At 61.7% G+C, this 13917-nt stretch carries 19 protein-coding genes; 5 read left to right on the plus strand and 14 right to left on the minus strand.

The window, feature by feature from the left end:
- The first annotated feature begins 19 nt into the window (after positions 1-19).
- Complete coding sequence (locus FIV42_RS15725; protein ID WP_141198614.1) at positions 20-454, plus strand: SMI1/KNR4 family protein; 435 nt, start codon at positions 20-22, stop codon at positions 452-454.
- A 124-nt stretch (positions 455-578) separates the two neighbouring features.
- On the opposite strand, the gene FIV42_RS15730 is transcribed toward FIV42_RS15725, so the two are convergent.
- Positions 579-2039, minus strand: coding sequence for an RCC1 domain-containing protein (locus FIV42_RS15730; protein ID WP_141198615.1), 1461 nt, complete (start codon positions 2037-2039; stop codon positions 579-581).
- 447 nt (positions 2040-2486) lie between these two features.
- Positions 2487-2972 carry a helix-turn-helix domain-containing protein gene (locus tag FIV42_RS15735; RefSeq protein ID WP_141198616.1) on the minus strand — a complete coding sequence of 162 codons (486 nt, stop codon included), beginning with the start codon at positions 2970-2972 and terminating at the stop codon, positions 2487-2489.
- 143 nt (positions 2973-3115) lie between these two features.
- On the opposite strand from FIV42_RS15735, the gene FIV42_RS15740 reads away from it, so the two are divergent.
- Positions 3116-3304: a hypothetical protein gene (locus FIV42_RS15740; protein WP_141198617.1), complete on the plus strand. Its 189-nt coding sequence runs from the start codon at positions 3116-3118 to the stop codon at positions 3302-3304.
- 62 nt (positions 3305-3366) lie between these two features.
- On the opposite strand, the gene FIV42_RS15745 is transcribed toward FIV42_RS15740, so the two are convergent.
- The 12 genes from FIV42_RS15745 to FIV42_RS31440 all read right to left on the minus strand — a co-directional run bounded on the left by FIV42_RS15745 (position 3367) and on the right by FIV42_RS31440 (position 11600).
- The gene (locus FIV42_RS15745; protein WP_141198618.1) at positions 3367-4029 is read right to left on the minus strand and encodes a hypothetical protein; all 663 of its coding nucleotides are present in this window, start codon (positions 4027-4029) and stop codon (positions 3367-3369) included.
- Positions 4026-5108, minus strand: coding sequence for a DUF4419 domain-containing protein (locus FIV42_RS15750; RefSeq protein WP_141198619.1), 1083 nt, complete (start codon positions 5106-5108; stop codon positions 4026-4028). The genes FIV42_RS15745 and FIV42_RS15750 overlap by 4 nt, the downstream gene beginning before the upstream one ends.
- Before the next feature lie 81 nt (positions 5109-5189).
- Entirely contained in the window at positions 5190-5708 is a 519-nt protein-coding gene (locus FIV42_RS15760) for a UPF0158 family protein (RefSeq protein ID WP_141198620.1), read from the minus strand.
- Between the two features lie 64 nt (positions 5709-5772).
- The gene (locus FIV42_RS30165) at positions 5773-5931 is read right to left on the minus strand and encodes a hypothetical protein (RefSeq protein WP_168210687.1); all 159 of its coding nucleotides are present in this window, start codon (positions 5929-5931) and stop codon (positions 5773-5775) included.
- Between the two features lie 25 nt (positions 5932-5956).
- Positions 5957-7111: a hypothetical protein gene (locus FIV42_RS15765; protein ID WP_141198621.1), complete on the minus strand. Its 1155-nt coding sequence runs from the start codon at positions 7109-7111 to the stop codon at positions 5957-5959.
- Positions 7112-7167: 56 nt separating this feature from the next.
- Complete coding sequence (locus tag FIV42_RS15770; protein ID WP_141198622.1) at positions 7168-7410, minus strand: excalibur calcium-binding domain-containing protein; 243 nt, start codon at positions 7408-7410, stop codon at positions 7168-7170.
- 547 nt (positions 7411-7957) lie between these two features.
- The gene (locus FIV42_RS15775) at positions 7958-8320 is read right to left on the minus strand and encodes a VOC family protein (protein WP_141198623.1); all 363 of its coding nucleotides are present in this window, start codon (positions 8318-8320) and stop codon (positions 7958-7960) included.
- A gap of 181 nt (positions 8321-8501) precedes the next feature.
- Positions 8502-9050: a hypothetical protein gene (locus FIV42_RS15780; RefSeq protein ID WP_141198624.1), complete on the minus strand. Its 549-nt coding sequence runs from the start codon at positions 9048-9050 to the stop codon at positions 8502-8504.
- Positions 9051-9261: 211 nt separating this feature from the next.
- Positions 9262-9981: a 5-formyltetrahydrofolate cyclo-ligase gene (locus FIV42_RS15785; protein ID WP_141198625.1), complete on the minus strand. Its 720-nt coding sequence runs from the start codon at positions 9979-9981 to the stop codon at positions 9262-9264.
- A gap of 86 nt (positions 9982-10067) precedes the next feature.
- Positions 10068-10958 (minus strand): endonuclease/exonuclease/phosphatase family protein, encoded by an 891-nt coding sequence (locus FIV42_RS15790; protein WP_168210688.1) that lies wholly within the window; start codon positions 10956-10958, stop codon positions 10068-10070.
- Between the two features lie 111 nt (positions 10959-11069).
- Positions 11070-11294 carry a hypothetical protein gene (locus FIV42_RS15795; RefSeq protein ID WP_141198627.1) on the minus strand — a complete coding sequence of 75 codons (225 nt, stop codon included), beginning with the start codon at positions 11292-11294 and terminating at the stop codon, positions 11070-11072.
- A gap of 42 nt (positions 11295-11336) precedes the next feature.
- Positions 11337-11600 carry an SEC-C metal-binding domain-containing protein gene (locus FIV42_RS31440; RefSeq protein ID WP_390618434.1) on the minus strand — a complete coding sequence of 88 codons (264 nt, stop codon included), beginning with the start codon at positions 11598-11600 and terminating at the stop codon, positions 11337-11339.
- Between FIV42_RS31440 and FIV42_RS15805 the strand changes: the two genes are divergently transcribed.
- The 3 genes from FIV42_RS15805 (at position 11599) to FIV42_RS15815 (ending at position 13901) form a co-directional block, all read left to right on the plus strand.
- Positions 11599-12363: a hypothetical protein gene (locus FIV42_RS15805; protein ID WP_187027603.1), complete on the plus strand. Its 765-nt coding sequence runs from the start codon at positions 11599-11601 to the stop codon at positions 12361-12363. The two genes, FIV42_RS31440 and FIV42_RS15805, sit on opposite strands and share 2 nt — an antisense overlap.
- A gap of 471 nt (positions 12364-12834) precedes the next feature.
- A complete protein-coding gene (locus tag FIV42_RS30170; RefSeq protein ID WP_168210689.1) occupies positions 12835-13410 on the plus strand; it encodes a class I SAM-dependent methyltransferase in 576 nt (191 codons plus the stop codon).
- Positions 13380-13901 (plus strand): AIM24 family protein, encoded by a 522-nt coding sequence (locus FIV42_RS15815; protein ID WP_141198631.1) that lies wholly within the window; start codon positions 13380-13382, stop codon positions 13899-13901. Before FIV42_RS30170 ends, FIV42_RS15815 begins: the two co-directional genes overlap by 31 nt.
- Positions 13902-13917: the final 16 nt, after the last annotated feature.

The following is a 13917-nucleotide window of genomic DNA, read 5'->3' on the forward strand; positions in this document are numbered from 1 at the left end:
AACGGCAGAGGGTTTATAAATGACGCACGAGGACTTTGAACAACTTGTTGAAGAGCTGAAGGCTGCCGATCCCGTTGCCTTCGGCCTTGAGTCAGATCCGAAGGCCACCGTTGAGCAAGTCGAAAAGGCAGAGCAAGATTTAGGAGTCACATTTCCGCGCGCTTACCGCTTCTTTCTTCGCAACTATGGTGGCGGGCAGTTCGCCTATTCACGCATTTGCTCAGTAGAACCGAATTCTCCCTGGAATATTGTTGAGCTAAATCAAAGTACAACTCTGCTTCCGGAGAACTTTGTTGCCTTCACGGAAAATGGAACAGGTGACTTTTACGGCTTCCAATGCTCTTCAGCCGGTAGCTGTTCTGAGGAAGTGTATTTCTACGATCACGAAGCAGCGCAGCAGCAAGCAACCGACAAAAAGTTTCTAGAGTTTCTAGCTTGGTACGCACTGTCTTGAGCTAACGCTTAAGAAGGTGCTCGTGACACGGTTTGCATATAAGGGGGTTTCAGCATGTCCGCGCCCAAGCTTCTTCTTCCAGCCTCTTCCGGCTTCTGGCGAGATTGCCGGTCCGTAAATTAATTTACTCGCAAATCCCGAAACCGTCACCCTGCTGCACACACTCCGCTTCTGCATCGCAGCCTGGGAAATCCTCAGAACTCGGCCTGCAATACTTCGCACAAGCTGTACCTCTCGGGCTCGAGGAGCATCCAAAGCCTGCAGCACAGGTCCCTTCACTCGAGCAGGGCTCACCTTGCATGCCACTTCCCTCGGCCGAGCACGTTGTCACCAAGCCAACTTGCGGGTTCTGTCCCACGAAACATGCTTCACCACTGCGGCAGCCGGTTTGACAAAGAAACGAGCACTGATACCTATCGAAGTCGCTGGCTGGGAGCCGGGCGCACTCGTCACCGGGATTGACCTGAGCGGGGTCGCTCTGCGCATATCCGTTCCACCCCCAACAGACGACCGTGCCGTCGGTGCGAACGCCGCAGGTGTGCAAGGCGCCACTTTCGAGATCCTTGAATGTTCCATCTAGGGGCACGGCCTGATTGGCATCTGCCTGTTGGTTCTCGAGCGTCTCTAGATCACTGCCCATTCCCCAGCATGTGACAGTCGCGTCGTCTCGAATTGCGCATGTGTGGCCGAGGCCGGCGGCCAAGCGCGTGAAGCTTCCGGTAGCAGGGGGAACCGCCTGGTCGAAGTCCTCGGCGCCCTCATCCGCGGATGCGTCGGAGCCAAGACCCCAGCATTCGATGCTGCCATCCTGGTGCAGACCACAAGTGTGGTTCGCGCCTGCGCTTACGTGGATGAAGTCGGTGCCGGCGGGAGCGATCCCTTGGTCGAAGTCTTCTTCTCCCTCGTTCGACGATGCATTTGAGCCGAGGCCACCGCAAAGGATTCGCCCTGCCTCAGTGAGGCCACAGGCGTGCGACCACCCCGCCGTCAGCTGTACCAGATCTCCGGTGAGCGCCTCTTCGACTGCAGAAGAGAGTTCCGGCTCGCCCCAGCATTCGATGCCGTCCGCCGCAAGGCCGCAGGCGAAGAGCGCTCCTGCGGTAAGCTGTGTGAAAGGGGTATCCGGTGGAATAGCTTGATCTTGATCGAAGCCGTAGGTGTTCTCCTCAACTGCATCTGGGTCACTGCCGATGCCCCAGCAGGTCGTTTGCCCTTCGGCCGATAGCGCACAACTATAGTGCGCCCCGGAGACGACCTGCTCGAAGATACCTTCAGGCGGAATGGCTTGATCGAAGTCGAACCCGTATTCGTCTTCCGTCACGCCAGAATCGATGCCGAGCCCCCAGCAGTCGATCTCCTGTTGCTCGTTCAGCCAACAGGTGTGCATGTAGCCTGCCGCGAGTCTCGAGGGAGCCATGGCCTCAGTTGAGCCTGCATCGCCCGACGTTCCGTCTTCAAAGGCATCTCCAGCATCCGAAAAGGTGACGGCGTCCCCATCTTCTCTAGCGGTCTCGCTGCCGCACGCGAGTAGCGAAAGGGTAAGGAGTGCAAAGGCAGCAAGTGAAAAGGCGTTAGCTGGTCTCATGGAGAAATCCCCCCGGTTACAGTCGAGTCGTGGCAGTCATCGAGCCGATGCTATGTCGTTCAAGACAAGACCGCAACCGACGACATTCGCGGTGTTCAGCGGCACAAGAAGGGAGTTGATTCACTACTCTTGTGGGTGACTACTTGCTAGCCCGCGCATGACTAGAAGAGAAATCAACCATGTGCTGCTAGGTCCCAAGTAATCCCCAAACTCCCAAGTAAACTCCCAAGTCGCGGGCGGACGGAGCCAGACTCCGGGTGACGCTCCATCACGGTGAGAATGCCCTCAGAGGCCGATTTCGACCTTCAGAGGGTGCCTGGGACTGAATTCCCAACACCCAAATCGCCGGTTCAAACCCACATAGCCCCCTTCCCGCATCGCAACTCCTCTCACCAACACAACAAGCCGACACCCCCGCATGTGCGGGGGCACCGTTCACCACCTCCCCTACTCCAGAAATACCTGCACCAGGTGAATCTTGAGCTTCGTCCAGTCGCACTCCTCCTCGTCGAGGGCGTCGCGTATCGTGCTGACTGCGTCGCCGGGCTTCCAGCCGGCGGCCTTTTGGCGGAGCTCTTCGAGAAACACCACTTCGAGGTGGGGCGTCAGGTCGAAGCGCTCGCCGCGGGCGGCCAGGCTCATCATGTGCTCGCAGATGGTGCTCTCGGCGAGGTTGCGCATCTGGGCGATGTCGCTCGGGTGGTGGCCGTTTCGAAGGGCGTGGAGTGTCTGGGTGAGGGTGTAGGAGTCGGGCCGGAAGCGCTCGGCGGGAGGGCGGTTGCTTCGGGTCTGGCGGGCCTCGGCAAGGTCGCCTTTGGCCTGCTCGGTGAGTTCGCGCTTGGCGAGCATTACCGCGGTGCCCAGGGGCGTTAGCCCGAGGGTGTCGTGGGCGCCGCGGCGCGCGAGGCCGTGGTCGAGCAGGGCTTCGAGCATGGCGACGAGCTGGGCGCGTGTGAGCGTGTCGTCCCGGCCGTGTCGACCAGATCGTCGAGGTCGACCGGCCCAGCCCCCAGGTCTGCTGGCAGCTTATCCGCAAGCTCGCCGAGCGCGTCGGGGTGGAGGTGCCCGATGCGGAGTTGCCTCGTCTTACTCAGATCTTACGGGAGCAGTCGAACGCGCACCTGCTCGAGGCGCTGCGGCGCGCCAAAGTGCGCGGGTGGCAAGCCGAGCCGGTGCAGGGAGACGCGACGTTCGCGCAAGAGGTGTCCAAGCCCGCCAAAGTGCCGCGGTTTCCGGAGGGGAGCGATGACGAGATTCCGTTTTGATAAGGCGGGTCTGCTCTCGGCGCAGGGGCTCAGTCACACGGCCTTTGTGCTTGCCAGAAACGTCACTGCTCGTCGCGCTCACAATAGGTCTCGTGAACGTCACAGACGCCCGAATACGTCATCGCTGCGATACCAGGCAGCGAGTCTTCGGCGCAGTGCCGAGGGAAACCGTCGCCTCCGCACCGCCTTGCTCGCTCACAATTGGCGGCGAGCTTGCCGCACATCACCTCGTCGTTCCATGTGTCGTTTTCCAACAGCAGATCGCAACCTTGTTCGCGGCCGAGCACACAAGCGCGTTGGAGCCGCTCGAAGCACGCCTCGTCGCGGTCGGGCCGACAATTGGTTTTGTGCTCCCAGACGGCCGCGTAGCACGCATTGGGCGCGTCGGTCGTGTCGCAGACTCGCGCGTGGTGCCACTCCAAACTATAGGCGCCGAGCCACACGACCAGGAACCACAGAACGACGCCGCTGAAGAATCCGACGGTGTAGTCAATGGCTCCGCGATAGGCTCTGTAGGCGAGGAAGCCGATGACCCCGACGATCACCTGAACGAGCAAGACGGTCACGTACGTTGGCGAAGTCAGGTGCGCGAAGCCGACGCCGTCCATGGCCGCACCGAATTCGAGCGTGGCCAGGGCGGCGAGGGCCGCTGCCGCGAGCCACAACGCAAGGTAGCCCGCCCGCGCGACGCGCCATGCAGTTGAGACTTCTTCTGACTCGTTCAATCGTTTGCTCCGACATGGGGCGAGCCAATTTCCTGACCGACCGCCCAGCCGATCTTCGGCCGCACTCCCAGCGTCTCCGGATCCTGCGACGTGCCGACAAAGCCGCTCACGAATTTCATCGGGTACCTATCGGCATAGTAGCGCCACAATACGTCGGCCATCGACAATCCGGCCGGAAAGTCGCCGACGTTGGGTCCGCCACCGATCTGTCGCACCCGGTTCTTGCTCTTGCCGATATAGTAGTTGCGCTGCCACCCGTCGTCGCCGTCGAGGTACGGAAACAAGACGTTGATCCAACCGGTCACGTACGGGCCGCCCGACGCGCCGCTGTCTTTGTAGAACGATCGCCAGAACTCGACGTCGGCGCACCCCTCGGCCGATTTCGCCACCCGGTCGAGCACCGGCCGGAGTTCACCGGTCCACCAGGTCAGGTCGAACTCAGCCAGCGCGCCGGCGCGCTCTTTGAGGTCCCACCAGTCGTCGGGCGTGCCCAGGAGCGTGATCTGCGGAAACCCGCAGACGGTGTGCAGCTCGTAGTCGAAGAGCGGAGACATCGCGTCCATCAGGGTGATCTCGGAGGCGGCTTGCTCGACCGGGCCGGTCGTCGAGAAGTCGGCCACGAGCAGGTCCCACAAGTGCACCCCGATATGGTCGGCGACCTGTTCGGTGAATTCGGCGAAGCAGCCCTCCCAGTCGTTCTCCTCGGAGCCTTTGACGAACTCGTCGCGTCGAACCTCGATGAGCTCTTTTCCCTCGAAGTCGACGAACCGCTCGCGCAGCTCGGCGACGTTCTCCTTGAAGTGGGTCGCAAAGCCCTGCGCGATGCACAGCCAGAAATCATCGGGGCTCAAGGTGAGCGGCAGGTGGTTATCGAACGCTAGATGCACTGTCTCGATAAAGGCGTGCGTCGTGCGCAGGTCCCAGCCCATGTCGTCGCGCGGCTGCACATAGACCTCGCCGCCGCAGTCAGCCTCGAAGCACAGGCCGTCGATCCGCCGGCCGAGCGCTTCGCGCACCGTGGAGGTCTCGAACGGCTCGTCGAGCAGGGGCTTTACGTCGTCGACTGTAAATGTACGCATGGGTTCTCTCCCGAGGGGGCGCGCGCTCAATCACACAACGACTCACACGGCACCCCATCCTTGTCGCGATCGCGAACACGGTCATTGACACAGTTCATCGCTTTTCGTTACTCGAGCCGGCTCGACGACCAACTCGAAACCGTTGCCGGCAAGCCAGTGACGAATGCGCTCATCGGTGCGTTGTTGCTTGAAGTCAAACCAGCGCTGGCGCTCGGCGGGCGCGCGGGTCAGCACGTCTTTGAACCGGCGAAAGGCGCCGCGGCCGCGGATGGCCTCTGCGAGGGCCTCGCGAAGTTCGTCGTCGTCGACTGTGGCGATGAAGGCGTCCATGTCCTGCCATCCTTCCTCGGATCCGGCGCTCGGCACGGCCAAGTACCGCCCGGTGGTGTCATTCCATGCTTCGACGCGTTGGGCGTGTGCTTCTTTGACCCAGTCGGGGTCGTTGTCCCGAGGCTCGTCGTCGGCGGCTGGAATGTCGGGGCCGAACATCAGGACTTTGCCGGTGTCGGTGTCGAGGTACCATTCGACTTCGAAGCTTGCATTTTCGCGGGCCATTTCGAGGTCGGCGATGGTGTTTTGGCTGAGATGTAGTTTCTTCATGGGCAATGGAGACGACGCAGATTCGAGCAGGTTGGCTATCTCTGTGGCCAATTACACAATATGCCTAGGAGGCACGCAACTTCGCGCACACTTCGCTGGGAACTCCCACCAAAAGCGTCTCGTCGCCATCGTTTCGGCGGATCCCCACGTGAACCAGGCCGTGGCGGCGAAGCTGGGCGAGGGGCGAGTCGGCAAAGATGTTGGCGGACGCGGATGCATTCATTGGCATTGCCTTTGGTGAATTCGTGTCACAGATCCTTCTTCTCAAGCCGTTCCATCAATCTACGGCGCCGCCCATAGCGTTCCTTGAAGTCGGCGAGCCGACGCTCGAAGGCGGCAGAGTTATCTTTGCGCTCTGCCAGGTCGTGTAGGTCGAGCAGAATCTCGACGGCCGCGTCGTAGTCTCGCGGCTTATAAGACTCGACGAGTTGCTCGACCTCGGCCCACAGCCCCTCGTCTTGACCTTCGATCTGGTCGAGATAGGCGTCGCGATTTCGCTGTTGTTCTTGACGTTTGCGCTCTTCTTCACGGCGTTTCTTCTCTTGCTCTCGGGCGCGACGCTCCTGGTAGAGTTGTTCGGCGCGCTCGTACAACGCCCCAGCGGTGCGAGGGCTTCCGGTCTCAGCAACGCGGCCGGCCAAGAGCCGGTCGTGCTCGGTGGCGAATTCACGGCGCAAGTAGGCACCGAGTGTGTGGTCCTCCCCGCGCACGACTTTCATCAGCCAGTCGATTTTTTGCGCTTCGGTTTTGTTGCCGAGCCAGCTGCGCAGCTCGTCGTTCGAGGGTTCGGGGGCCGGCTCGGGGCTTGCTTCGGCGGCGGCTAGCAAGTGGTCTTCATCCAAGCAGATAAATTGAGCCAAAGCCGACAACGGCCCGGTGAGCCTGTCGAGGCCCGCCGGGAGCGGCGGCTCCGGCTCGTCTGGCTCGAGCCAGCCGTACACGGCGGCGAATAACCAGCCCAGGTACAACGCCCGAAGGTCACCGCGGGCGAGTTCGTCGCGCAGCGGGGTGATAGACGACAGTAGGCGCTGATCTTCCCACCAGTCCTCGTAGCCGAGATCTTCGAGATAGGGCGCAAACTTCACGACATGATGGGTTTCGGTCGACCAGATGCTGAGGCACTCGTCCGTCTGGTATTCAGCGGCCATATGGAGATCGAGTGCGCCCAGCGGCACACGCAACATGACCTCGCGCAGGCCGTAGTTGGTGATATGCAGGTACGCGTCGAAATAATCCTCGACGAGTCGCTCGGGGCGTGCCTTCAAGTCTCCCCAGTTGTACTCATTGATAAAGCTCGTTTGGGTGATCTCGGCGCGTGTTGAGATGCCACGAAGCTCGCGCATCTGCTCGTCGCTCAACGGCCGGTCGATCGTGCGAAATTCGTAGTATCTATATTCACTCATTTGCACCTCATCGGCAGGCGGAAGGCCGCACTTCGAGGGTTAGCCTCAGCGCGAGCTCAATCACACAACGACTCACACGGCACCCCATCCTTGTCGCGATCGAGCTTATGCACGTCGCCCTCGCATGCCCGAAATACCTGCATCACCTGCGCGCACGAACTGAAATCCCCGCAGTTGTACGCGTCGTACGAGCAGACGACCTCGTCGTCGGACGTGTCATCTTGGGCGCTGGCGGTCGTCGCCAGGGTGAGGGACGAGACGGCGAGGAGGGCGGCAAGTGCAGAGACGAGGTGGCGCATCGTGGGACTCCGTGGCTCGAAAAGGGCTTGTCGCTACCTTCTCACCCTGTACCCTGGCGCGGCAACCCATTTCTGCCGACATCTGCTTAGGGCCTGTATGAAAATTAATTTGGTCGCGAATGACGGCTGAGTTTTGGTCCATTTTTGCCCGCAAAGCCTCGACTTAGCGCTGCTAAGCCTACGTTTTACGAACAAAAATGGCCTCAAAATCAGCTCGCCCTCGCTCGGGCATTTATTTTCGTACAGGCTCTCGAGGCCACAAGGGGGCTCAATGGCGCCCAAGCTCGTACCCCCGGGCTCTACGAGTAGCTCATCACCGACACGGTGCAGGGAGACGCGACGTTCGCGCAAGAGGTGTCCAAGCCCGCCAAAGTGCAGCGGTTTCCGGAGGGGAGCTATGATGAGGTTCCGTTTTGACGAGGCTGGTCCGCTCTCGGCGCAGGTGGTGATCGTGGTGGCCTTGGTCGGATTTCTGGCGGGCGCGTTGTTCGGACGATGAGGGGGCTGGGAGAGCGCGCTCGGAGCTTGAGGCAAAGGCGACGTCGGTTCATGTTTGTGGCCAGCGCGGGTCGTCGAAGCGTTGGATCTCGATGAGGTAGCCGTCCGGATCGCGGACGAAGGCCTGGTAGATCTGGAAGCGCTCGTTGGCTTTGGGTCCCGATTCGATTTCCACGCCGGCCTCTTCGAGCTGCGCGCAGAAGGCGTCGACGTCGTCGCGCACCAGCGTCACGATGATGCCGTCGGGTGCCGGTCCGTCCTTGTGGTCGCAAAATCCCAGAAAGGCATCTTCGCCGACGCGATAAATGTGGCACGCGCCCTGGTCGAGCACTATCTCGAGGCCCAGATGATTGCCGTAGAACTCGTCGGTGCGTGTCAGGTCGTCGACCTGAAGAAACGTGATCTGCTGCATATGTCCTCCGCGCTGCTTGTAAGTTGTCCGGTCTCAGAGTGGGAGGTTAAGCGGCTCAAATCGCCGCTAGATTATGAGCTAGGAGCGACTATCCTCGCAGCGTTTCACGAGGCTGGGCGAGTGATGGGAAGCAGTTGAGTGATGCGAGCAACGCGTCGCGGCCTGGTTCACCCGGAGAGGCTCATGGCTCACACGAGCCGTAGCAATAGCCGAAGCCGTATTCGTCTTTGGCTCCTCTGACGGCGCGACAATAAGGCGTGGGGCCATCAGGGTCGCACCCGCGACCGGTCGACAGCTCGCAAATCTGGCGGCATGTGCCTTCGCGACTCCATTTGTCCAGCTCGGCGCAGGCAAGCGGGGTGCTTGCCGAAATGCAGCCATAGATGGCCTTGCCGGTCCCTGGCTCGGCCACCGAGTAGCAAATCTCGCCTTCTGGGCAGTCTTGATCGAGCGGGTTGCATTCGCCGTGCGGCTCGGCCGGGTCTGTTTCGCAAGGGAAGCCATACCTGGCTCGTTTGTTAACTTCATGGAACTCGCCATTGCCCTGGCTGGACATGTCGCTCACGCATCCGCCGAGCAGGATGGCAACGAGCAGGGCCGCTCTTACCACGTCGAGCACCTGAACGTGGTGCTTGGGAAAGTGCTTCAAGATCTTCTCGTAGACCTTCTCGAAGTTCACGCTTTCGTAGCGCTCGGTGAGCTTGTCGGCAACGGCGTTGTAGTGGTCCATTGGGTGATGCCCCCGATGGTCGTGGAGTCGTGGGCCAAACCTAGCGTAGTGCTTCACAGGTGCAAAGGAGGAAGCGCTGTGCCTCGATAACTGTGTACATCCAGTCCGGCCGATCTGGTCGGGATGAGGGCAGTTGCAAAACACCCACCGCCTTCCGGCTCGTCGGGGAACGTCGTCCTCTTACGTCGGTGGGTAGTGCTCGAACGGGCGTTCACGGCTCGGCCATCGCCTTCAGGCGACGTAGGACCGGCATCTTGGCCAGGTCTTCGTCGTCGAGTTGCTCCCAATCGATGCCGCCGGCAGGCTGCGGGGGCTCGTCGGGTGTGATGATGCGCTCGGGGGTTGCAATGGCGTGGAGGCCGATGTCGTGGGCGTCGATGGGAAAGCCGCCGACGATCTGGGTTTCGTGGACGGTGGTCACCACCGGCACGCGCTCGTGGCCGAGTTCCTCGAGGATGCCGAACTCGAGGTCGCTATACCCCTCGCCCTTGCCGGCGCGCCGTCCGTCTTCGGTGACGGCCACACACCCGGTCACGATAAGGTCGAGCTGGGGCATCTGGTCGAGGTCGACCTCTTCTTTCCACCGGTCCCATTTGCTCAAGGCGGACGCCTCGCGGAACTTGTCGGCGGGAATCTTGTGGGGATCGAAGCGCAGGAATCCACCCTTCAGGCGCGGGGTGGGCACAAAGACGGTGATGCCGCGCTCGAGGGCCATGCGACGAAGTGGCTTCTGGGGCGAGTCGGGGTTGCACTTGATGCGCTCGACGCCGGCGAAGATGGGGTGATCGAGGAGGCGCTCGGCGGCCTGCTCGGCGCCGGCGAAGTTGGGAATGCGCCCGGTGACGGGAAAGGGAAACCGCGCCTGGCCTTCTTCGCGGAGCCGCTCCCACACCCATTCGCGTGCTGCCTGTTTGTCATCGAATTTCGTCATGGTTTACCTCTTTGGATTGGGCGGCGTGGGTGTCGATGAGTCTTCTGGATGGCTCGACCGCCTCGCTACACCACCGTGCAAAGACCTCAAAACTCTGCGGTGACCGGACAGTGATCAGAGACCCGCTTCACGTAGACCGGGCAGGCTCCCTCCGCCTCACAACCGACGGTCTCGCACGCCCCAGCAGCGTCGACTGAGTGGGCGGGGCTGGTGGCGAGGATGTGGTCGAGAGGGGTGGTGGGACAGTCGGAGGGGCGACTCCAGTACGAGGTGCACAGCAGCTCCTCGGAGGTCCAGTCAAGCTGGGCGGCGTCGGCCAACGCCGCGACCTCGCGGCGGTCCGACTCGCCGGTGGTGTTGAAGTCGCCCAGCACGACGACCTCGTCGCCCGAGGCGACCGCGTCTTTGAGGATCGGGCGCAGGCGTCGAAGCTGGTCGCGCCGAATCTCGCCGCCGTCGCCGCCGGCCTTCAGGTGGACGACGAAGATGCGCAGCGTTCGCTTCGCCAAGGTGGTCTCGGTGCGCAGTCGGACCTCGAAGGTTGCTCGCGCGCCGCGCGTCACCGCCGTCTCGCCGTGGGTGTGTGTCTCGAGGAGCTCGAAGACGTCGTCGTCGAAGATGAGCCCGACTCGATGGCGCACGTCTTGGTCGGCGAAGAGCACCGTCCATTGCGGTCCCAGGTGCACATGGACGGCTTTCTCGAAGTGGTGTGGGCGCGTGATTTCTTGCACGCCGAGCGCGTCGAGCTCGAGCGAGTCGATGAGCTCGAGGGCGTTGGCGGGCTGGCGCTCGGACTTCGGGTAGTTTTGGATGTTGAAGGTCCCCACCTTCAACGACGCCGGCGTCTGGCACATGACGAACACAGCGCTGCCAACGAGCCCGAGGAGCACGACGACCCAGAACCAGCGCCGGGTCAGGCAGACGCCGAGCAGCCGCCAAAGGAGCGCCGGCAGGTTTTGGGAAGGATGCGTGTGCATAAAACGTCCGATTCGGTCTGCGGTCTGTTGCTCCCTCGATAAGTCAACGTTTACCATCCTGCGGGTTATGTTGCAGCACCTGTGGGCTTCGTCGAGGAACCTGGTTCCCTGTCACTGGAATGCGACACGATCGAGCAAAGCAACTGAGGAGCGAGGCGGGGACCGCCCGGACAGACCATGAATCAACCGCGCAAAGAGACTATCGCAGCCAAGCTGCTCGACCACCTTCTCGACCGGGAGTTCGTCGCCCTGGACACCGACGAGCGCAGTGATGCGCAGGCTCGTGCGGCGCTCGTCGACAAGCTCGCCGCCAGGCTCGACGACATCTCTCGGCATCCCGTTTCCCCTGTTCGAGGGGCCGGTCGAGGACGTGCCCGACTACCGCAGCCGGGTCTTTTGCTGCATCTCGCTCATATGGCAACGCTTGTACTTCCTCCCACTCCCGCACCAACCCGGGTCGTTGCGCCCGAGCCGGCGCTTGTTCCCTTGTCGCCCTCGACAGTTTGTGGGAAACTCGACCCATATTTTCCACATTGCGAAGTCACCCCCGACGGCGGCGACCTGCCTTAGGCGCCGGCGCAGTATCTTGTTCGGGTAAGCAAGGCTCGAACACGTACACATACCTATTTTGGGAGGAGACATGAGCAGAAACCCGAGCAGACTGGAACAGACACTCACCTGGGTCGCGATCGCCGGATTCGTCTTGGCAGCCCTTGGCTGCTGCCTCCCCTCGGGTGACGACGAACCTCGTGTCGTCGAGCCGTACACGGGGGAGAAGAAAGAGCGCCGCAAGAGCGGTTTCATCAATGGCAGCATGGACCTCGGCATCTGGGGCGATCATGCCTACAGCAACGTCGAAGCGCTGGGGCGCCGCTTTTCGCCGCCCAATGCCTTCATCAAGTGCCACGGAGAAGGGTTTACTCGGGTTCCCGTGTCCGATGATAGGAAAGCGTCGCTTCCCTTTCCCGTCGAAGTCCACCGCTGCTCGAATGCCCGGCTTGGCGTGCCCTCCAAAATCGGCGGCGCGCTGGGTGGAGGTCGCAGCCCCAATGATATGTTCGCCGTCGTCGACGAGGGATTCGTCATCGCCTACTACTTCGTCGCCGAAAAAGAGACGGAGCTCGACGCTCAAAACGCCGCTCAGAGTATGTTGAACTTCCGCCGGCGCAGCGCCGATTGCGAAGTCTACGACGAATCCATCGACATGCACCGCTGCTTCGAAATCTACTCGCAGGTGCGTAGCAAGGGAAAGAAGGTCTACCTGATCCACGGCATGGATCCCATCTCCGCCGATATCGCCTACGAGCTCGCCTTTGGCGACGTACAGAATTCGAGGCAACTAACGGAGGCTGAGAAGGCCCGGATTATGAAGTGCCGCCCGCTGACCTTGGACTGCAAGCTGTAGAAACCAGTGATGTCGGTGGGTGGTCGATGGAGATTCGGCAGGACAAATGACGGGCTCGTCAGACGACATGAAGGGCCATTGTAAGGGCATCGTATGGGAAGTGCATTCCCCGACGGGTACGCCACAACTAGGGAACCACGTTCCCCGACAAAGCCCAGCAAGTGCAGAGACGAGGCGGCGCATCGAGCGATACCGACAAGCAGGTCTTCGCGTCGAGCTAATCGCTCAGGAGAAAAGGGCCCGAGCCGTTCGCCCCCGACGCCCACTGTTTTGTCATCGTCGGCGAGTTTCACCACACATGCTCCACTTCGCCCTGTGGGGCGACAGCAAAAAGAAGCGCGAGCGTTGACGCGGCAGGCACCGACAGTGGGCCCGCGCTGGCCCATTGGGGGGCGTGTTGCCCGAGCATATCCAGCTCACCCGCGAAGACGGCGATACCGACGCGGCGCGCCTCGCGCTCGACAGCACCGGGTGTCCGCACGTCGCCTACTTCCAGAAGGCCGACGATCACGACACTTCGCCGTCAAGTACGCGCGCTGGGACGGCAGGCAGTGGGTCGTCGACGTGATCGCCACGGCGTCGGCGTTCGATTGGTTGGTCGACCTGTCGCTCGACGAGGAGGACCGCCCCAGCGTGGTGTATGTCGACGACGAGCGGCGCAACCTGAACTTCGCCGAGCGTACCGCCGACGGCGAGTGGCACGAAGAGCGTGTCGACGCGTTCGGCGAGTCGCTCCCGCTGGAGGACGGAATCGCCGGTACGGCTGCCAGCACGTTCGTGTTGTGCTCGGTGCGCGACCTCGCCGCGGTGCTCGCCGAGCTGCACCGCGTGGTGCGCCCCGGCGGCCGGCTGTTGGTCATGGACCATGTGCGCCACGAGAAGTCGTGGCTCGCCGGCTGCCAGAGAGCGGTCACGCCGGTCTGGAAGCGGCAGGGGCTGGAACAAACACCGTCACTGCGTTATGGTCGCGCCATATCACGACTTGTTGGGGTTCCTCATTTTCGAGGTGAAAAGCTATGGCTCGCCAATCTATCGATGAGTTTTTGAGGGCGAACGCTCAGCAGCAGGGGTCGACCGACCGGTTTGTGTTGGAGACGTCCGAGATTCTGGAGGTCAACGTCGACGGGCACGTGTGGGCGAAGGTCGGCACGATGGTCGACTACAACGGCGAGGTGCGCTTCGAGCGCCAGAGCAGCTTCGACGGCGGGATGAAGAAGTTCCTCAAAAAGCAGGTCACCGGTGAGGGGGCGGTGCTCATGAAGATGGAGGGCCGAGGCAGGGTCTACTTGGCCGACCGCAAAAAGAAGATCGCGGTGTTCGACTTGGCCGGCCAGTCGATGAGTGTCAACGGCAACGACCTGTTGGCCATGGAGAGCGGGATCGACTGGGACATCGAGATGACCGGCGGGGCGGGGATCACCTCCGGGGGCTTGTTCAACATGAAGCTGTCCGGCCAGGGGATGGTCGCCATCACCACCAAGGGCAAGCCGCTGACCCTTCGTCCGCCCTTCAATGCTACTAATTGCCTAAGCGGATAGGGTGATGATCGGCGAT

Source organism: Persicimonas caeni, assembly GCF_006517175.1.
In the GTDB taxonomy this organism is placed as follows: domain Bacteria; phylum Myxococcota_A; class Bradymonadia; order Bradymonadales; family Bradymonadaceae; genus Persicimonas; species Persicimonas caeni.